Source organism: Clostridium oceanicum (genome assembly GCF_039521385.1).
Taxonomy (GTDB): domain Bacteria; phylum Bacillota; class Clostridia; order Clostridiales; family Clostridiaceae; genus Clostridium_F; species Clostridium_F oceanicum.
In genome coordinates this window covers 378,243-399,045 of record NZ_BAAACG010000010.1, presented here as the reverse complement: position 1 = coordinate 399,045, position 20,803 = coordinate 378,243, and the positions used below count along the sequence as shown (strand labels likewise).

At 28.0% G+C, this 20,803-nt stretch carries 15 protein-coding genes and 1 pseudogene; 12 read left to right on the top strand and 4 right to left on the bottom strand.

What is annotated here, in order from left to right; translation table 11 throughout:
- Window positions 1–162: 162 nt before the first annotated feature.
- The 3 genes and pseudogenes from ABDZ71_RS12290 to ABDZ71_RS19935 all read right to left on the bottom strand — a co-directional run.
- Window positions 163–783 carry a DJ-1/PfpI family protein gene (locus ABDZ71_RS12290; RefSeq protein WP_343761945.1) on the bottom strand — a complete coding sequence of 207 codons (621 nt, stop codon included), beginning with the start codon at window positions 781–783 and terminating at the stop codon, window positions 163–165.
- Between the two features lie 185 nt (window positions 784–968).
- On the bottom strand, window positions 969–1,628 hold the full coding sequence (locus ABDZ71_RS12285) for a WYL domain-containing protein (RefSeq protein WP_343761944.1): 660 nt from the start codon (window positions 1,626–1,628) through the stop codon (window positions 969–971).
- Between the two features lie 90 nt (window positions 1,629–1,718).
- Window positions 1,719–1,829 (bottom strand): annotated as a pseudogene (locus ABDZ71_RS19935) (HTH domain-containing protein); the annotation flags it as partial.
- A 340-nt stretch (window positions 1,830–2,169) separates the two neighbouring features.
- On the opposite strand from ABDZ71_RS19935, the gene ABDZ71_RS12280 reads away from it, so the two are divergent.
- From ABDZ71_RS12280 to ABDZ71_RS12240, 9 genes are all read left to right on the top strand, one after another.
- A complete protein-coding gene (locus ABDZ71_RS12280) occupies window positions 2,170–3,063 on the top strand; it encodes an alpha/beta fold hydrolase (protein ID WP_343761943.1) in 894 nt (297 codons plus the stop codon).
- Window positions 3,064–3,408: 345 nt separating this feature from the next.
- Complete coding sequence (locus ABDZ71_RS12275; protein ID WP_343761942.1) at window positions 3,409–4,098, top strand: VanZ family protein; 690 nt, start codon at window positions 3,409–3,411, stop codon at window positions 4,096–4,098.
- Window positions 4,099–4,354: 256 nt separating this feature from the next.
- On the top strand, window positions 4,355–4,927 hold the full coding sequence (locus ABDZ71_RS12270; RefSeq protein ID WP_343761941.1) for a flavin reductase family protein: 573 nt from the start codon (window positions 4,355–4,357) through the stop codon (window positions 4,925–4,927).
- 216 nt (window positions 4,928–5,143) lie between these two features.
- Entirely contained in the window at window positions 5,144–5,590 is a 447-nt protein-coding gene (locus ABDZ71_RS12265; protein WP_343761940.1) for a MarR family winged helix-turn-helix transcriptional regulator, read from the top strand.
- Window positions 5,583–7,328: an ABC transporter ATP-binding protein gene (locus tag ABDZ71_RS12260; protein ID WP_343761939.1), complete on the top strand. Its 1,746-nt coding sequence runs from the start codon at window positions 5,583–5,585 to the stop codon at window positions 7,326–7,328. The genes ABDZ71_RS12265 and ABDZ71_RS12260 overlap by 8 nt, the downstream gene beginning before the upstream one ends.
- Window positions 7,329–7,330: 2 nt before the next feature.
- Entirely contained in the window at window positions 7,331–9,163 is a 1,833-nt protein-coding gene (locus ABDZ71_RS12255; RefSeq protein WP_343761938.1) for an ABC transporter ATP-binding protein, read from the top strand.
- 137 nt (window positions 9,164–9,300) lie between these two features.
- Complete coding sequence (locus ABDZ71_RS12250) at window positions 9,301–10,488, top strand: 4Fe-4S dicluster domain-containing protein (protein ID WP_343761937.1); 1,188 nt, start codon at window positions 9,301–9,303, stop codon at window positions 10,486–10,488.
- Between the two features lie 334 nt (window positions 10,489–10,822).
- On the top strand, window positions 10,823–11,575 hold the full coding sequence (locus tag ABDZ71_RS12245; protein WP_343761936.1) for an ABC transporter ATP-binding protein: 753 nt from the start codon (window positions 10,823–10,825) through the stop codon (window positions 11,573–11,575).
- Window positions 11,576–11,712: 137 nt separating this feature from the next.
- On the top strand, window positions 11,713–13,632 hold the full coding sequence (locus ABDZ71_RS12240) for an ABC transporter permease (protein WP_343761935.1): 1,920 nt from the start codon (window positions 11,713–11,715) through the stop codon (window positions 13,630–13,632).
- Window positions 13,633–13,823: 191 nt separating this feature from the next.
- On the opposite strand, the gene ABDZ71_RS12235 is transcribed toward ABDZ71_RS12240, so the two are convergent.
- Window positions 13,824–14,567 (bottom strand): IclR family transcriptional regulator, encoded by a 744-nt coding sequence (locus ABDZ71_RS12235; RefSeq protein WP_343761934.1) that lies wholly within the window; start codon window positions 14,565–14,567, stop codon window positions 13,824–13,826.
- A gap of 159 nt (window positions 14,568–14,726) precedes the next feature.
- On the opposite strand from ABDZ71_RS12235, the gene ABDZ71_RS12230 reads away from it, so the two are divergent.
- The 3 genes from ABDZ71_RS12230 (at window position 14,727) to cutC (ending at window position 20,522) form a co-directional block, all read left to right on the top strand.
- Window positions 14,727–16,643, top strand: coding sequence for an oxidoreductase (locus ABDZ71_RS12230; RefSeq protein ID WP_343761933.1), 1,917 nt, complete (start codon window positions 14,727–14,729; stop codon window positions 16,641–16,643).
- A 17-nt stretch (window positions 16,644–16,660) separates the two neighbouring features.
- Window positions 16,661–17,419, top strand: a complete 759-nt coding sequence (locus ABDZ71_RS12225) for an SDR family NAD(P)-dependent oxidoreductase (protein WP_343761932.1) — start codon at window positions 16,661–16,663, stop codon at window positions 17,417–17,419.
- A 721-nt stretch (window positions 17,420–18,140) separates the two neighbouring features.
- Window positions 18,141–20,522, top strand: coding sequence for a choline trimethylamine-lyase (gene cutC, locus ABDZ71_RS12220; protein WP_343761931.1), 2,382 nt, complete (start codon window positions 18,141–18,143; stop codon window positions 20,520–20,522).
- Window positions 20,523–20,803 lie beyond the last annotated feature (281 nt).

Genomic DNA, 20,803 nt, shown 5'->3' with positions numbered 1-20,803 from the left:
ATTGTAATAGTTAGTGGTGGATTAATGCTTGCTAAAAAATAAAGGTTAACAAAGGTCATGTTATTATTATAAAGTAACAAATTATATTATACTTTAAACATATTTTTAACCATTTAAAAGTGAAAAAGAGTTAGCTTAGAAAATAAGTCTAACTCTTTTTTATTAAAATTTACTCTTAATCATAGAATTATAATAATCTAATTTACCAGTTTTAAAGTAGTTATAAAAGTTTTCAATAAAATCCTTTGAAAAGAGATTTAACTGTTTCATGATTTCTTTAGTAAATTCTAAACTTCCAGCAGAACTTGCGGTAATTAGGTTTAAATTAGATACACATAAAGTATCAATGTATTTATTTGTTCCAGAGTATTTAGGAGACATTTTTAAATAATCAATTGAATTACTGGTATGTAAATAGTTGTTTAATATTCCTTTTTTAGAGAGAGCAAGAGTTGCTCCACAAATGCCTGCCACCATAATATCTTTTTTAATTAAATCTTCAGCTATATCCAATATTTTTTCTTGTTTTGGGTTTTCCCAAGTTTTCCCCCCAGAAAGTATTAATCCAGCTATATTTTCAAAATCAATATCATCTAGTGTACAATCACAAGTAACTTTTAATCCACCAAGACTTTCAACAGTTTTAGTAGTGTTTACTGTTTTTAGTTTATATTTTGAGTTTTCTTTTTTTAGATCCTCTTCCATTTTGAATACAGAGAGAATATGGCCTATTTCCCAATCTGCAAAGCTATCTAATAAGTATAGGTAAATTATTTTTTTCATTAACACTCCTCCTAAAATTATGTAATTGCTGGAATTGTAATAGATTAATTTGATTTATACTATTACTTTTTTATTCCAGTAGTAGTTTAAGTTTAAACTAAGTAATACAGTTTTTACTTAAGTATTTGTGTTAGTTCCTTTTAAAAGGAGTATATCAAAAAAAGGTGACACCATATTGTCACCTTTTAATAATTTTTTAAAGTTTTTAGTAAGTGAAGTTTTATACTTTCTTTAAAAGACTTTGGTGAAATGATTTTAATTTTATCTCCTAAACCTAATAAAATAGAAAAGAGCATAAAATTATTTTCTCTAATTTTTGTTTCACAAATAAAGGAGCTTTTAGTTTCTTTTATAAGGTTTCCAGAAAAGTATTCTTCTACAATTACTTTTACATCTTTTTTAAATTCATAGAGAAGAGTTATAGTGTTTTCTGATTTAGTTTTATTAAAAATATTATCATAAATAGTTTTAATATCATATTTATTTGTAAATGTTAATTTTTTAGTTTCTAAATTTCTAATTCGAACTAGTTTATATAATCTGATTTTTTCTGTGTCAACATTAAATCCTATAACATACCAAGAATACCATTTATAGCATACATAAATAGGTTCTATTGAGATATTTTTTGTTTCAAATTTGGTATTAGTATATTGAAATGAAACTATTTTTTTATTTAGAATTGCTTTTTCAATAACTTTTACATATTCAAAAACCTCTTTATTTTCCTTGATTACAGAATAATCTATAGAAATAACTGACTTTTTTTCATTAGAATTAAAAATATGTTTTACTTTTTCATAGGTTTCAATTACTTTATTTTCACTGTATAAACTAGAAAGCATTTTTAAAGCTAGAAGTATATATTTAGAATTATCTACATCAATAAGTTTGTCATTTACTTTATATGTCCTATGAATAGAGTATCCTCCATTTAGTCCATATTCTGAATATATAGGTATTCCAGAAAGAGATAAGGTATCAATATCTCTTAAAATTGTTCTTTTAGAAACATCAAAATGCTTTGAAAGTTCCTTTGTAGTTACTTTTTCTCTATTTTAAATATAAAATAAAATTCTAATTAATCTTTCTATTCTCATGATTAAGGGCTCCTGACTATCTATTTTAATATTATGATGATTTTATTTGATTAAAGTGGATGCAATTCATATAAAATTATAAATTACTTTTGAAGAGTATACAAATAATTTACGTAAGACTATTACTGAAAATATACGGAAAAGTTTACTGCATTGGAATTTTTTTATAAAGGAGTATAATAAATTAATATAACATGAAAATGATAATCTTTATCAGTCAATATCTAAGGATTAATAAGTGTATAGTTATAAAATTTAAAATTATTGAAAGGTAGTTGATAAATATATGGGAAAAACAATTTATACAATAAGAAAGAGAGAACTTAATGATACAACAAGAGCTAGTATTAAAGGTGATTTTGTTAAATTATCTAATGGGTATACTTACTATGAATTAAAAGGGGACAAAGATGCAAAAACTATAGTACTTGTTCATGGGAATGCAGCACCTTCTTTTACATGGGATTACAATGTACAACCATTAGTAGATAGAGGCTTTAGAGTTTTAAGATATGATATATATGGACATGGTTATTCTGATAGACCTAAATTAGAAACATATAATAAAAGTTTATATGATCAGCAACTTATAGAACTTCTTGAAAAACTAAATATAAAAGAGTCAGTTTATTTAGTTGGAACTTCACAGGGGGGAAGTATTTGTGCTTATTTTACAGCTAAACATCCTGAATTAGTAGAAAAAATAGCATTTTTATCCCCATTGTTTGATAAATTTGAAGGGGAAGATAAAGTAAAGATTATGAAAAGTAAAAAAGGTGAAGAGTTGATGAATCAAATGGGAGATGAAATGCTGTTAGATCCATCTAATGTATTTTATTCAAATGATAAAAAAGAAGAACTTTCAAAAAAATTAAAAAACCAACTAATGTATAAAGGTAAAAAAAGAGCAATTCTAGCAAATATAAGAGGGGATGGTTTAGATGATGCAACTATTTATTATGAAAAAGTAAAAAATCAAAATATTCCTATGCTTTTAACATGGGGAGAATATGATAGAAGTATATCTAAAGAATCTATGGATAGATTAAGGAAACTTATACCGAATATGAAATTTAAATTGATTAGGAATGCTTCTCATTTAGTTCATTATGAATTCCCAGATAAAATTAATCCAATTATAATAGATTTTTTAACAAAGGATAATACAAATAACATGTAACTAGGCTTTTTAATTTATATAAATAGTTTGGATATAAAAGCTTTTTAATAATAAGTTAATAATGGCCTCTATTTAGAAATTTTCTAAATAGAGGCTTTGTTATTTTGTCTAAAAATAATAACAATTGTCAAAAGTGTTGAAGAAAATATTTCCATTATATATTATTATAGTTAGTCCATTTAACTAATAGTATATACATATGTAGTTTTCAGATTAGAACCGTTGTAAATAAGATAATTAAATGTTTTACAAAAGTACTAATTCCATTTCCATACTTATGTTTATTAGTTATATATGGCTTGAAAAAGGAAAAATAAATATTTATATTATGAAAAGGAGATAAGAATGGAGACTTTAATAAGAGACTGCTTAGTTATTTTAGGAACAACAATAGTTATAAGTATATTATTTTTTATAAGAACAAAAAAGAAAATATCAATGTGGCATATTACTGGTATAGTATTGTTTGTTATGTCAATGACGGTAATTTTTAATTTGACAGGAGTGTCTCCTATAAGTGGATTTCATACAGATATACATTTAGAAGAGATTTCTATAATTCCAATCAAGGGAATTATAAGTATGATTGAAGAAAGTTTTACAGTGGCAGTACAAGGAAACGCTTCCCTAGGAGAAGATATATTTTATGCTCTTGAAAATATTATTGGTAACATTTTATTATTTGCTCCACTTGGTTTCTTTTTACCTTTATTATTAAATAAGTTTAGGAAATTTAAAAAGACAGTTTTAGTTGGATTTCTTGTTTCATTATTAATTGAGTGTTCACAGCTTTTTTTAATCAGGGCAACAGATATTGACGATTTAATTCTTAATACACTAGGGGTTATGCTGGGTTATTTATGCTTTACTATTTTTAGAAAATTATTCCCCAAATTTAACCAGAAATTTATTTTAGATAAAGAAGGAAATAATTCAATATGGGCATACATGCCATATATATGTATATTTATTCCCTATATAGTGACTATAGTATTAGGTTTTTATGATAGAGGAATGTTATCTTTAAGAATGTAGTTAAAGATTGAAAAGATAGGTTGAAAGTTTTAAATAACTGTTACTTAGAAAATTTCTAGGTAGCGTTTTTTTATTAGAAAAGTTGAAAAATAATCTATATATAACTATGATACAATTAGGTTATTATAAAAATAAGAAATAATTTGTGATATCCGAGCTTTTACCACTTAGTGAAAATATTATATTTATTTTTATGGAAATTAGCTTAAGTAAGTGTAAATAAGAAAATAAATATATGTTTAGGAGGAATATTAAAATGTCAAAACAAACTTTAGGAAATAAATCAGTATTATATCCATATCCAGTAACTATACTAGGAGCTAATGTTAATGGAAAAGCAAATTTTATGGCATTAGGTTTTGTAGGAATAGTTAATACAAACCCAGGAATGATAGCATTGGGAGTAAATAGAAATCATCATACAAACAAAGGAATATTTGAGAACAAAACTTTTTCTATTAATATTTCATCGCAGGATATGCTTGAAGTTACAGATTATGTAGGACTTACATCAGGAGAAAAGATAGATAAATCAGAAATCTTTGATGTGTTTTATGGAAAGGTTAAGACTGCACCTATGATAAAAGATTGTCCTTTAACAATAGAGTGTAAAGTTATAAAGACATTAGATTTAGGTGGAGCAGATGACATAATAATTGGTGAAATAATAGAATCTTATTGTGATGAAGAATTTTTAACTAAGGGCAATCCAGATATAGAAAAAATGAAACCAGCAGTATTCTCTATGTATGAAAATAGATACTTTGGAATTGGAGAATATTTAGGAAAAGGTTGGAGTATGGGAAAGGAATATAAAAGTGAAAAATAATGAATCAATTTATTGAAATAATAACCGTTACTTAGAAAAGGTTCTAGGTAGCGGTTTTATTTATAGCAAGTTGTAAACTTTTATAAGAATTATTTACAATTTGTTGTTTTGTTTTCCATTGACTTTGCTAATAGTGTTAGCTATAATAATCATAGTTAGTTAATAGTGTTAGTAATTAATAATATTAGATATATTTTTAAAATTAGAGGTGATTTGATGGAATATTCAGAGTTAGCAAAGGAATTAATACAATATCAATTTAAATTATCCAAAGCACCTAAGGATATTAATCTCACGGATCAAAGTCGTGGTGAAATGAGTGTTATTGCATATTTGATGGAAGTTGAAGATGGGGTGGCTCCAAGTAGTTTAGCTAAATTTGCTGGGGTGTCAACAGCTAGAATGGCTAGTGTATTAAATAGTCTTGAGAAGAAAGGATATATTACAAGATCTTTAAACAGCAAGGATCGTCGTAAAATTATTGTCCATATTACAGATGAAGGGAAAGTGATAGGAATTAAAGGAAGAAAAAAAGCTATTAAAAGATTATCTAGACTTTTATCTGATTTAGGTGAACATGATGCTAAAGAACATGTTCGTATAATGAAAAAAATATATTTATTATCACTAAAACATAGAGAAGAGGAGGAAAATGATGCTTAGTACCTTAAAAAGCCAATTAAAGCAATATAAAAAAGCAAGCCTTATGACTGTGCTTTTTGGAAGTATAGAAGTAGCAACAGATATTACAATACCATATTTAATGGCCCTAATTATTGATAGAGGAATTAACGCAAAAGACATATCCCAGATTTATTTATACGGAGGAATTATGCTTGTTGCAGTATTAATTGGTCTTCTAAGTGGTGCTTTAGCCGGAAAATATGGTGCAAATGCAGCAACTGGTTTTGCTCATAATTTAAGGGATGCCATGTTTGAAAACATACAAACTTTCTCTTTTTCAAATATTGATAAGTACAGTACAGCTGGTTTAGTTACAAGAATGACAACAGATGTTACTAATCTTCAAAATGCATATCAAATGATTATAAGAATGGGTGTTAGATTTCCTCTAATGCTTATAAGTGCATTAGTTATGGCTTTGATGATAGCTCCAAAAGTAGGAATTGTATTTTTAGTTGCCTGTGGGTTTTTGGTTATCTCTATTGCCCTTATTATAAAGAAAGCAATGCCTATATTTAAACAAGTTTTTGAAGGTTATGATGATTTAAATGCAAGCGTTCAAGAAAATGTTACAGGAATTCGTGCAGTTAAAGGATTTGCTCGTGAACCACATGAAAAAAGTAAATTTAACAAGTCTGTTCATAATTTATTCTTGAAATTTACTAAAGCTGAAAGTTTAGTGGTTTTAAATAGTCCAGTTATGATGTTAGCTATATATGGGTCAATGTTAGGTATATCTTGGCTTGGTGCAAACTTAATAGTTGCTGGTACATTGACAACTGGAGAACTTACAAGTCTTTTTACTTACGTTATGAATATATTTATGAGCTTAATGATGATATCTATGATATTTGTTATGGTTACAATGTCTATTGCCAGTGCTAAACGTATTTCAGAAGTTATAAATGAAAAAGCGGATATTGTTAATCCTGAAAATCCAGCTACTGTAGTGGAAGATGGAAGTGTTCATTTTGACCATGTTAATTTTTCATATAAAAAGAATAGTAAAAAACATGTTTTAACTGACATAGATATTAAAATAAATTCAGGAGAAACAATAGGAATTATAGGAGCAACAGGTAGTTCAAAATCTAGCTTGGTTAATCTTATAAGTAGATTATATGATGTTTCTAGCGGATCTGTTAAAGTTGCTGGAAAAGATGTTAGAGAATATGATTTAAAAACATTAAGAGATAAAGTAGCAGTTGTATTGCAAAAAAATGAATTGTTTTCTGGAACAATTATAGAAAATCTTCGTTGGGGTAATAAGAATGCTAGCTATGAAGAGTGTATTAAAGCTTGTGAAATGGCCTGTGCCAATGATTTCGTTGAGAAATTACCTGAAAAATATGACACATATATTGAACAAGGTGGTACAAATGTTTCTGGAGGACAAAAACAAAGATTGTGTATTGCAAGAGCATTACTTAAAAAACCAAAGATATTAATCTTAGATGATTCAACTAGTGCAGTTGATACAGCAACAGATTATAAAATTAGAAAATCATTTATTGAAAATATTCCAAATACAACTAAGTTCATTATTTCACAAAGAATATCAAGTATTTCTGAAGCAGATAGAATTATTGTACTTGAAGATGGAAAGATAAATGGAGTAGGCACTCACGAGGAATTACTTAATAATAATGAAATTTACACAACAATTTATAGTAACCAAGAAAAAGGATTTGGCGATTTTGATGAGAAGGGGGCATAAGCATGAAAAAACTAATGAAAATGCTAATTAAGGATTATAAATTTCATCTAATTGTTGTAATAATAGGAATTTTAGGTTCTGCAATTGCAACAGTTATTGGAATGACTTTTTTACAAAGGTTGATTGATGATTACATTGTTCCTATGACTAAAATGGCCAATGCTGATTTTGGACCTTTGATAAAAGCTTTAATGGAAATGGCAGCAATTTATTTGGTTGGTGTAATTTGTAGTTATGTATATAATAGATTAATGGTAACAGTAGGGCAAGGCACTATGAAAAAATTAAGAATTAGGGTATTTAATCACATGGAGTCACTTCCTATTAAGTACTTTGATACACATTCTCATGGTGATATTATGTCCGTATATACTAATGATATTGATACATTAAGACAGTTCTTAGGACAAAGTTTACCACAGCTTATGAATAGTCTTATTACTATTGTTAGTGTATTTATAAGTATGATTGTTTTAGATATACCACTTACTATCTTATCTTTAGCTATGGTTTTTGTTATGTTTTTATTTGCTTCAAGAATTATTAAAGCATCATCTAAAAGCTTTAAAAAACAACAAGACGACCTAGGTACAGTTAATGGATATATAGAAGAAATGGTTAGTGGACAAAAGGTAATAAAAGTGTTTAACCATGAAGAGGAAAATTTAAAGGCCTTTAGAAAATTAAATGGTGAGTTAAGAGAAAGTGCGGATAATGCAAATAAATATGCCAATATACTAATGCCTATTAGTGGTCAACTTGGAAATGTAAGTTATATATTATGCGCTATATTAGGTGGAATTCTTGCCATAAATGGATATGCAGGCTTAACATTAGGTGCTCTTGTGGCTTTCTTATCTTTAAATAAAAGTTTTAACCAGCCTATTAGCCAAGTTAGTAACCAAGTTAACTCTGTTGTTATGGCAGCTGCTGGAGTTGAAAGAATCTTTAAGTTATTAGAGGAAAGGCCAGAAGTTGATGATGGTTATGTTACTTTAGTTAAAATTAAAAAAGATGATTTAGGAAATATTTATGAGACAGATGAAAATACTAAAATGTGGGCTTGGAAGCATTATCATAAAAAAGATGACATAACAACATATGAAGAGCTTAAAGGAGAAATTGAACTAGAAAGTATTAATTTTGGTTATACAGACGATAAGATGGTTTTACATGATATTAATCTCTATGCAGCTCCAGGTCAAAAGATTGCTTTTGTTGGAAGCACTGGTGCAGGTAAAACTACAATTACAAACCTTGTGAATCGCTTTTATGATATTCAAGAAGGAAAGCTTCGTTATGATGGTATTAATATAAATAAGATAAAAAAATCGGATTTACGTAGAAGTTTAGGATTAGTACTACAAGAGACACATTTATTTACAGGAACAATTATGGATAATATAAGATTTGGTAGATTAGATGCAACAGATGATGAATGCATTACTGCTGCTAAACTTGCCAATGCAGATAGTTTTATTTCAAGACTTCCTAAAGGCTATGACACAGTTCTTACAGGAGATGGTGCTAATTTGTCACAAGGACAAAGACAGTTACTAGCAATAGCAAGAGCTGCAGTTGCAGATCCACCAGCCTTAATTTTGGATGAAGCTACATCAAGTATTGATACACATACAGAAGTATTGGTACAAAAGGGAATGGATGAATTAATGAAAAATAGAACTACCTTTGTTATTGCTCACCGTTTATCAACTATTAGAAATAGTGATTTGATAGTTGTATTAGAAAATGGCCGAATTATTGAAGGTGGAAACCATGAAGAACTAATAGAACAAAAAGGAAAATACTACGAATTAAGTGAAGGCGTTGTGTAAAATAAAGAACTTCATATAATAGAAAAATGTATTTTTGATAATTAAGATCAGTAGGGCGGTTTAAAGTAATTAAGTAACTTTTATTTTTGAATTTTAAAATGGGATTATAGCAAAAATTGTTAAAAAAGGGTGATGGTTTGGTAGCATTTGATGAAAGAAAAACTTTATTTTCACGTTTATGGTTAATAGAAGGTACTAAAGAGTATAATGAATTTTACAATGAATTTCCAGAGTATAAAGAAGTAGATGAGAAATTGAGAAAAGAAATGATTTTAAATATGGGAATTGCTTCAGATTTTGAAAAAGCCAAAAAGAAAATGAAGGTAATGATTAAATTAATGAAAATTTCTTCTAAGATTGGGCTAAATCCAATGAGTATGGAAAAAATGGAATTTGGAATGAAAAAAACAAATTCTATAGATAAGGCTACTTCTAAAATTAATATTCCATTGTTTAAAGATTCAAGTAAGGCCAATAAAGAGGCTATAAAACAAAAGGTATCTAAAGAAAAAATAGAGTTAAAACCTTTAGTTTCAAGTGCTCTGTTAAAAGATGTTGCGCTTCAATACGGTGCTGATGTTGTTGGTATAGCAAAGATAACAAAGGATTCTTCTTACTCTCACAGAGGAACTATGATGGGACTTTCAAATGGTAATGATTCAGAAATAAGAGATGATTACAAATATGCAATTGTTGTAGGATGCGCTATGAATCTTAATTTGCTCAATAATGCTCCTAAATTTCAAGGAGCCATAGCATCTACACAAACATACGCTAAATCAACAATGGTAAGTGCACAGTTAACGTCTTATTTAAAATCATTAGGTTACCATGCTTTGCCAGATAACTATTTGAAGTATTATTCACCAATAACTCAATTATCATTAGAAGCTGGAATTGGACAATTAGGAAGAAGTAATATGATGGTTAATCCTAAATACGGTAATAGAATGAAATTGGCTGCAGTTTGGACTAACATGCCACTTATTGAAGATGGACCTGTGGATTTTGGGTTGAATGAATTTTGTGAAAGATGTGGTATTTGTGCGAATAACTGCCCAAGTAAAGCTATTTGTAGTGGAGAAGCTACTAAAACTAAAGAGGGTATTTATTGGAAACATGATGAAGCTAAATGCATGACTATGTGGATGAAAGTTAAAAATGATTGCGGTGTTTGTATGAGTTCTTGCCCTTTTTCGCAAGGTGTTGATGAAGATTTGGTAAAAAAAATGAAAGGAAATCCAGCGGTAATGGATGAAATTTTAAGACAACACAAGATGAAATATGGAAAAAGAAACTATGAAAAATCCTATCCAGTGTTATAAATAGTGTAAGATAGTATTGGTGATTGAAAGGGATATACTTATATAATTTTATATAACCGTTACTTAGAATATGTTCTAGGTAGCGGTTTTGTTATTTAGGTAATTATAAATTTTTTTAATAAAGTTGTTAGATTAAAAGAGAGTGAATTTAACTAATAACAGAATTATATAAATTTGTATCATGAGAATTTATTATTATAAGATTTATAGAGTATAGGTTAGGAAAAATATTTAATTTGACATTTTAAATATGTAGTATTATATTACAAATAAGTTATTAATTTCTTGATAAACATAGGCAGAACAAATTCAATAGGGTAAAGGGTTAATTTTTATGAGCATATTAAATATGAAAAATGTATGTAAAAAATACAGTACTAATAAAAAAATTAATACAATAGTGTTAAAAGATATAAATTTAGAGTTGAAAGATAATGAGTTTGTAGGCATTATGGGGAGTTCAGGCAGTGGAAAAACCACATTGTTGAATGTAGCATCTGGTATAGATAAATGTGATGCGGGAGAAATACATATATCTAATAACAATATATGTGAAATGAAAAAGAATGAATTATCATTATTTAGGAGAAAAAATTTAGGGATGGTATTTCAAGATTTTAATTTACTTAGTAGTTTAACGGTAGAGGAGAATATTCTGGTTCCTTTGATTTTAGATAAAAAATATGAACTTATGGATGGAAATATTGTTGATAAAATTTCTAATATGTTTGATATAGGTGAAATACTTGAAAAGTACCCATATGAAATTTCTGGTGGACAACAACAAAGAGTAGCTATATGTCGTGCTATTATAAATAGTCCTAAGATAATATTTGCAGATGAACCAACAGGAAATCTTGATTCTAAATCTTCTAAAAAAGTTTTATCATATTTTGATTTACTCTATAAAAAGCATAATGCAAGTATACTTATGGTGACACATGATCCATTTTCTGCTAGTTATTGTGATAGAGTTGTATTTCTAAAAGATGGTTTAATTATTAAAGAAATTATAAAACAAGGTAATAAGAGTGAATTTTTTAATTGCATAATGAAGGAATTGGAAGGTTTTAATGATATTGAATAGGATAACAACGTAAAGCATTTAAAAATTATAAAAAGAAATACATATAGACTAAAAAATAGGAATCCTAAATAATAGAGATAAGGGTTTATTTTAGAAAGGAAAAGTATGATTATATAATAAATCATATGAGGGTTAGAATGTCATTTAGTGAAATTGCATTTAAAATGTTTAAAGCAAATGTAAAAAAATATAGATTGTTTATTTTATGTAATTTAGCTTCAATTGCTGTTTTGTACAGTTTCATATCAATATCTTTGGATAAAGAATTCATGAATCCTTCAATTGTTGATCCAATGATATCTGGTAATATTTATGCTCCAATTTTTTTTCAGGTAGCCTTTATGATAATATTTATTCCTTATTCACAAAGTGTTTTTATGAAATCTAGAGAAAGATATTATGGGATTTTATTATCCCTTGGAATGACAGAAAATGAGGTTAAAAAAAGTGTTTTAATAGAAAATTTAGTATTATACATAGTGTCTTTAATAAGTGGATTAATACTAGGAACAGTTTTGTCAATATTCTTTTTAGCTTTTATTCATAATGTTATAGGAATTAACAGTATTAATGTTACTATTAATTTTTTATCATACGGGGTAACAACTATATATGTAGTATCAATATTTCTTATTTCATTCATTGTGAATTTTTGTATTATGATTAAAAGGACTATATATGATAAGATAAAATCTAGTGAAAAAGCTGAAAGAGGAAGCCATAACAGTATCATATTAAGTTGGATTGGAATAGTTATTACAATTTTATCTTTTGTTGTGATGGTTATTTTTTATTCTAGGAATAAGAATATACGTTTGCCAAGTTTACTTTTTTGTATAATAGGTTCACTTTTAATATTTTTTAATGGAGAAGTGTTAATTGAATATTTTCAAAATAAAAATTATAAGAAATACATAAAAAGAATATTTCTATTTTCAGATATAAAATATTATTATGGTAAAAATAAAAAGATATTTTTTGCTAATACTTGGATATTTTTTGTGCTTTTATTTTTTATTGAGCTTAGTATAGTTGGCTATTCTAATAGCATTAATAATTCTATTACATACCATCCCTTTCATATGGTATATGCTGAAATAAAAGATGATTTTAAACCTTTGCCAGAGAATGAAATTGTAAGTATTGCTCGTAAATATAATAATAGTATTACTAAAAAAGAAACTGTTAAATTTGTAAGAAATAAAGTTTTTACAATATTTTCTGTAGATGATGTAAATAGAGTTTTAAAAAGAAATTATAAAGTTCAATCTAAGTCATACATATATCTGCATCCCTATGATAGAAATGATGGTTATGAACATGAAGATATTAATTCAAATCCAAGTAGTATTAGAATTAAATCTAAAGAGGGGACAAAAAAATTTGCTATACAAAAAACAGTTGTTGATCCTTTATTAGGTCAAATAAATGCTGTATCATCAAATATAGTTTTGGTTAATAAAGAAGACTATAAGTGGATTAGATTAAAGGGTATTGATTATTTTTTAAAAGGAAAGTTACATTTATATAATTTCAGTAATTGGCGAGATTCTAATACTATAGTAAATGATATATCAAAAAAATTATACAAGAGCAATAATATTAGAAAATCAGATAGATTTTTTAAAACAAGTTCAAGAATAAAGGCATATGATACAGCTTTAAAAAGCTCTAATTTCCTGAATTTTCTTCTTATATATGTCTGTATTTTTTTATATTGTTCTACTATAATAACTATTCATTTTAAGTTACAAATGGAATATGAGGATGAAAAAAAGAAATGTTTTAGTTTACATAGAATTGGAATAGAAAAAATTGAAATTAAAAAAATGGTATTTCAAAAAATATTAATGATTTATGTTGTACCTCTTGTATACGCAGTAGTAATAAATAGTTTATATATTTGTTATATCTTTAATCCAAAGACATATGGAAGTATAGGTATTATAGGTGCTATTATTACTTCCCTTATTCTTTTATTAATACAATTAATAGTGTGTAAATTGTATTCTAATATATATTATAAAAAAATTATTTTTGAATTGGACTTAAATTGATTTATAAATAGATATATTCTATAAGAAAATCAATATAATAAATAGTAAAAATAAGTAGTAAAACCACTGAGGTTTAAAGTGAACAGTTCTCTGTTGATTTGTGATATGGTACTTCCAAAGTATACAGGGGTCTGTTCAAAGCTTCAGTGGTTTTTTAGTTTTAACTAAAAAAAGATGGTTTAAACTATATTTTATAATAATTCTGAAATGTTTTTACCAATTTTGTTGATGTCTTCAGTCATATTAGAAAACATTTCTTTATCAATTCTATTAGTAGGGCCACTTATAGAGATGGCAGCAGTGAATTTAGAGTTAGTAAAAATAGGAGCTGCTACACAAATTAAGCCCTGTTCTAATTCTTCGTTATCAATTGAAAGTCCTTTGGATTTAATATTTTCAAGTTCAGCTTTTAATTTTAAAGCTTCAGTTATAGTATTTGGAGCTCTTTTTTTAAAATCTGTTTTGTTAATATAGTCATCAATTTGGCATTGGGATTTATAAGCAAGTATAAGTTTTCCTATAGCGGAGCAATATAATGAATCATATCCTCCAATATTAGACGCTAGACGGACAGCATGAGAGGACTTAACTCTGTCAACATATAATACTTGCTCATTTTCTTCCATAGCCATATGAACAGTTTCGTTATATTTTTTTGCTAACTTTTCTAAAAAAGGATGGATTATTTCCTTTAAGTCAAAGTTTCTTTCGTAGATTTTTCCATAAGTATAATTTTTTATTCCTAAATAATAGTTAGAATTTTCGTCTTTATAAACCATATCTTTATATTCTAGTGTGCTTAAAATTCCGAATATAGTAGTTTTGGCTAATTTGAATTCTTTAGTTAGTTCATTTAGTCTAACTTTTTCATTTTTAGAGATGTAGTCTAATATGTCACAAGCTCTAACTATTGATTGAATATACTTTTTTTCCATAAACAAAACCTCCATTAATTTATCCTTGGATTTATAAATATTAATTGACACATATTTACTATTATATTATTATGTAGTTGCATTACAAAGTAAGAACACGTTCTACATTATAGAACATAACACAATAACTTAGATTTTTCAATAGTTGAGGGGGATTTTATGTTTAATAAATTATTTAGCTCAGGGAAAATTGGAACTATGGAATTAAAAAACAGATTTGTAGTTCCACCGATGGTATCTATGTTTACCAATGAAGATGGTACAGCTACAGAACGATTCATACGTTATTATGAAGAAAAAGCAAAAGGTGAATTTGGACTAATAATTACTGAAAATTATTCTATTAATCAAAATGCTGGTGGTTTTAAAATAATGGGTCGTATGTGGAATGAAAAGCATATGAATTCTCATAAAGAGTTAGTAGATAGAATACATAAACAGGGCTCTAAAATTTGTTTGCAAATATATCATGCAGGGAGACAAACTACAAGCGAAATTACAGGGTTAAAACCAGTTGCTCCATCTCCAATTAAAGATCCTACAATGCCTGAAATTCCTAAAGAATTAACTGTAAAAGAGATCTTAAAAATAGAAGATGATTTTGTAAATGCAGCTCTTTTAGGTAAAAAGGCTGGATTTGATGCAGTAGAAATTCACGGAGCTCACGGATATTTAATAAATCAATTTTTATCACCATTTTCTAATAAAAGAACTGATATGTATGGTGGTTCATTTATAAATAGATTTAGATTTTGTAAAGAAATTATTGAAAAAGTTAGAGGGGCAGTAGGTAAAGATTATCCAATATTAATTAGACTTGGAGCAGAAGAACTTGTAGAAGGCGGATTAAATATAGATGATACCAAGATAATAGCAAAAATGGCTGAAAATGCTGGAGTAGATTGTGTTGATATTACAGTTGGAGTTTATGCTACACGTTATATGATAGCGGCTCCAGCAGCTGTTAAAGAAGGATGGTTAGCTAAATATACAGCTGAATTAAAAAAGAAAATTTCAGTTCCAGTTATTGTGGTAAATAGATTTACTAATCCTTTTCTTATGGAAGATGTATTAGACGAAAACAAAGCTGACTTTATAGCATTAGGACGTCAATCTATAGCAGATCCTCATTTCCCAGAAAAAGTGAAAGAAGGACGTTTTGATGAAATAAATAAATGCATTGGTTGTATGCAAGGATGCATTGGTAGACAAGTTCAAGGAAAGAATATATCTTGTTTAGTAAATCCTTTGACTGGAAAAGAATATGCATATGATAAAAAGACTGATAATCCTAAAAAGGTAATGGTAATTGGAGCAGGTCCAGCAGGAAATGAAGCTGCAATTTCATCTGCTCGTGCAGGACATGAAGTACATTTATTTGAAAAGAGTAATAAAATAGGTGGACAATGGTTAATAGCTGCTATTCCTCCTAATAAAGAAGAATTAAATTCATTTACTTTATGGCAAAAGAAACAATTAGAAATGCTTAATGTAGATGTTAATTTAGAAACAGAAGTTACAGTAGATATGGTGAAAAAAGGGAACTATGATGAGGTAATTGTAGCTACAGGAGCAAATCCTATTACTCCAAATATTGAAGGCATAGAAGGAGAAAATGTGGTACAAGCAAATGACGTTTTAACAGGAATTAAGCTTGTAGGTGATAGATGTGTAGTTATCGGTGGAGGATTAGTAGGTGCTGAAACTTGTGAGTTTTTAGCATTAGAATGGCACAAAGTAGCTATTGTAGAGATGCTAGATGAGATTATAGGCGGATTAGAAGAAGGTCCTAGACGTTATATTATGAAAAACTTAAAAGAAAACAATGCTGAAATTTATACATCATCTAAGGTTAAAAAGATTACTTCTGATTCAGTTATCATAGAAAAAGATGGAAGAGAAATTACTTTAGAATGTGACTCTGTAGTAATAGCTATTGGTTCTAGTTCAGACAATAAGTTAGCTAGAAAGTTAGAAAATGAAGGTATAGATATTAAAATAATTGGAGATGCCAAAAAAGCAGGAAGAGCTTTAGATGGCGTATTAGATGGTTTTAAAGTTGGATATGGATTATAAAAAAAGGAGTGATATAAATGAAAAATGTATTAATTACAGGAGCTTGTTCTGGAATGGGGTTATCTGCTACTAAACTCTTTTTAAAAAGAGGCTGGGGAGTTTTAATGACAGATTTAAATGAGGATAAAGGTATTGAAATTAAAAATAATCTTAAAGAAAAATATGAAAATGTATGGTTTAAATCTTCTAATGTAGCTAAAAGTCTAGATGTTAAGGCTTTACACGATTTTACAGTAGAAAACAATATAAAAATCCATTCAATAATTAATAATGCAGGTATTTTTACAGCTGGAAAACTCCATGAAGTAGAGGAAGATAAATTAGATTTAATTTTTGATGTAGATGTAAAATCAATCTTTTTAACTGGGAAATACTTTATTCCTGATATGATTAAAAATGGTGGAGGAACTATAGTAAATACAGGCTCTGTTTCAGGAATGGAAGGGGACTATGATATGGCAGCCTATAATGCAGCTAAAGGTGCCGTGGTAAATTTAGTTCGTTCGATGGCTTTAGACTATGGAAAATATAATATTAGAGTAAATAATGTATGTCCTAGTGCTTGCGCTACACCAATGTTTTTGTCTAATCCAGAAGATGTGATAGACATGTTTAATAAAGCAAACCCACTAAAACGTATATGTACACCAGATGAAGTGGCTAAAGCAATGTATTTTTTAGCTAGTGACGAATCTACTTCTTGTAATGGAATGAATTTAACTGTTTCAGGAGGATTAGAGGTTCACACCGGTCAACCGGTTCAAAATGAACACTAAAGAGGAAAATAGGATTAAAGATTGAACTTGCTTAAATTAAAGCATATTGATTTGAAATCAGTAGAACAATTGGAATTTAGGGTTTAAATAAAATTTTAATGATATAAATAGCCGTTGCTTAGAAAGAGTCTAGGTAGCGGCTTTATATATTATATAAAATTGAATATATTTTATTATTTCTATGACCTTAGGGTAATGTTTTAAAAAGGATTATAGGCGTAACACCAATTAATAAAATCTATGAATTTAAATTGATATTTTAAATTTTATATGAAATTTAGAGAAATGCAAAATAGCAGAGTTTTGATTAATCCTTAGTTTGTCTTTAAATACTATAATTTCTAAAATAAATCCTTTAATTTATATATAATAGTAAGATTATTAATCTATTTACATTGAAATAAAAATTAATATTAGTGTGTATTTATACTGGTTTTATATTGACTTTTACCTATGGAGTACCCCTTATAATTAGTATAGTAAATCAATAGGGCGATCGATTGATTGGTATATTAGATTAATGTATTAGGTTTTTCAATTGATATATTGAATTAATGTGTTAATTTTTTGATCAGTATTTTAAATTAATGCATTGGATTTTTATTGATATATTGAATGTTGTGCTGATTTATTTATTAATATATTAATTTAGTAGGTTAATTTTTCTATGTATTAGTTAAAAATGAAGTTTTAAATAAAGATTGATAGGGGTGCTATTTATATGAAAGAAAAAAATGAATTTTTATCAAAGCGTATTCAATCATTAAAAAAATCTTATCTAAAAGTTAAGCCCAGTATTACAATTGGACGTGCGTTAGCCTACACTGAAATCGCAAAAAAATATCCTGGACTGCCAGTTAATATTAGGAGAGGGAGAGGATTTAAAAGAGCTTGTGAAACTGCGCCTATGCTTATACAAAAGAATGAACTTATAGTGGGACATCCCTGTGGAAAGCCTCGTGCTGGTGCATTTTCTCCAGATACAGCTTGGGAATGGGTTAAAGATGAAATAGATACTATTAGTACTAGAGCACAGGATCCATATTTCATTAGCGAAAAAGATAAAAAAATCATGAAAGAAGAATTGTTTCCATTTTGGAAGGGTAAATCTGTTGCTGAACAGTGTGAAAAGGTTTTTAAAGAAAAGGGACTATGGGAATTTGGTGCTGAAGCCTGTATAAGTGATTTGACTTATCATATGACAAGTGGTGGAGGAGATACTAGTCCTGGATATGACATTATTTTGTTTAAAAAGGGTATTTTAGGAGTTAAAGCTGAAGCAGAGGCTAAACTAGCTAATTTATGTTCTGATAATATTAAAGATAAAGATAAGATTTCCTATTATAAAGGGGCAATAGAAACATGCGAAGGGATTCTTATCTATTCTTCAAGGATTTCTTCCTATGCAAAAGAGCTTTCAAAAGAAGAAACTGATCCTCAGCGTAAATTAGAATTAGAAAAAATTGCAGAAGTTAATGAAAGGGTTCCAGCTAATCCGCCAAAGAGCTTTTATGAAGCGCTACAATCTATTTGGACAATTCAGTCACTATTTTTAATGGAAGAAAATCAATGTAGTACTTCTCTTGGACGTATAGATCAATATGTATATGAGTATTATAAGGAAGATATTAAATCAGGAAGGTTAAATCAAAAGGAAGCCTTTGAACTTATGGCATGCTTCATTATAAAATGTTCAGAAATGATATGGTACACACCAGGAGCAACTGCCAAATATTTTGCAGGGTATATGCCTTTTATTAATATGTGTGTTGGAGGACAAAAACGTCATGGAGGAGATGCTACTAATGAATTAACTTATTTAATTATGGATGTTGTAAGCAAAGTAAAGATGTATCAACCATCTCTTGCTTGTCGTATTCATAACCAATCACCTCAAAAATATTTAGAAAAAATTGTAGATGTAATTAAAGCAGGAGTTGGTATGCCTGCCTGTCATTTTGATGATGCCCATATAAAAATGATGCTTAGAAAAGGGTTCAGCTTTGAAGATGCTCGCGATTATTGTCTTATGGGCTGTGTTGAGCCACAAAAATCTGGACGTATTCATCAATGGACTGCTGGAGGATTTACACAGTGGCCAATTACAATAGAAATGGTATTTAATCGTGGTATGATTGAAGGATTTGATAATATACAGGGAGTAGATACAGGAGATTTAAGTCATCTAACTACTTATGATAAATTTGATAAAGCTGTAAAAACTCAACTTGATTATCTTTTAGAGATGAATGGAAAAGGTACTGTTATTGTACAAGAAATTGTAAGAGATATGGCTCCAAGCCCATACATGTCCTTATTTGTTGATGGATGCATGGAAAAAGGAAAAGACGTAATGGAAGGTGGAGCTGTTTTATATGAGGGGCCAGGAACAATATTTGCTGGATTAGGTACATATACAGATAGCATGGCAGCTATAAAAAAGCTTGTTTATGATGAAAAGAAATATACTCTAGATGAATTTAAAAAAGCTATGGATGCTAATTTTGAGGGATATGAAGAAATACATAGTGATGTTATAAGAGCTCCTAAATACGGAAATGATTGTGATTATGTAGATTTAATTGCAAAGAATATTGTAGATTATACAGAAAGAAAGATTAATAGTGAGCCTTCATTATATGCAAGACAAATACATGGTACGCTTTCACAATCTTTTAATACTCCACTGGGGGAAATGGTTAAAGCAACACCAGATGGCCGTTATAAAGCTGCACCACTTTCAGATTCAATGAGTCCTTCACAAGGTGCTGACAAAAAAGGCCCAACATCTATAATTAAATCAGTATCAAAAATTAATGTAGAATCTATGAGTCTTGGGATGGCTCACAACTTTAAAATATCTAGTGGCTTTTTAGAAAATAAAGAAGGTAGAGATTCAATAATTAGTTTGCTTAGAAGTGCATCTATTTTAGGGAATGCCCAAATGCAATTTAATTATATTGATAACAAAACCTTAAAAGAAGCTCAAATTCATCCAGAAAAGTATAGAGATTTGATTGTTCGTGTTGCAGGATATTCAGCTTTCTTTGTTGAACTTTGCAAAGAAGTACAAGATGAAATCATAAGTCGTACAGTGTTATAAGTATGGTTTTTTGATTTAAAGATAAATTTAAAAGATATATTTTATAATAGTAATAAATAAAGCCGTTACTTAGAAGAAAGTTCTAGGTAGCGGCTATTTTTTTGAAAATATATTTAAAGAAATACAAAGAGAAGTGCCATATAAACTTTACTTTTGAAGTACAGATATCGATAATAATTTAGTTTTAAGGAAAACTAATTTAATAAAGTGAAAATATATTTGTATTTACATTTATATTTATAATAATACAATAAAATACAAAAAGCATTAAAAATGTTGTA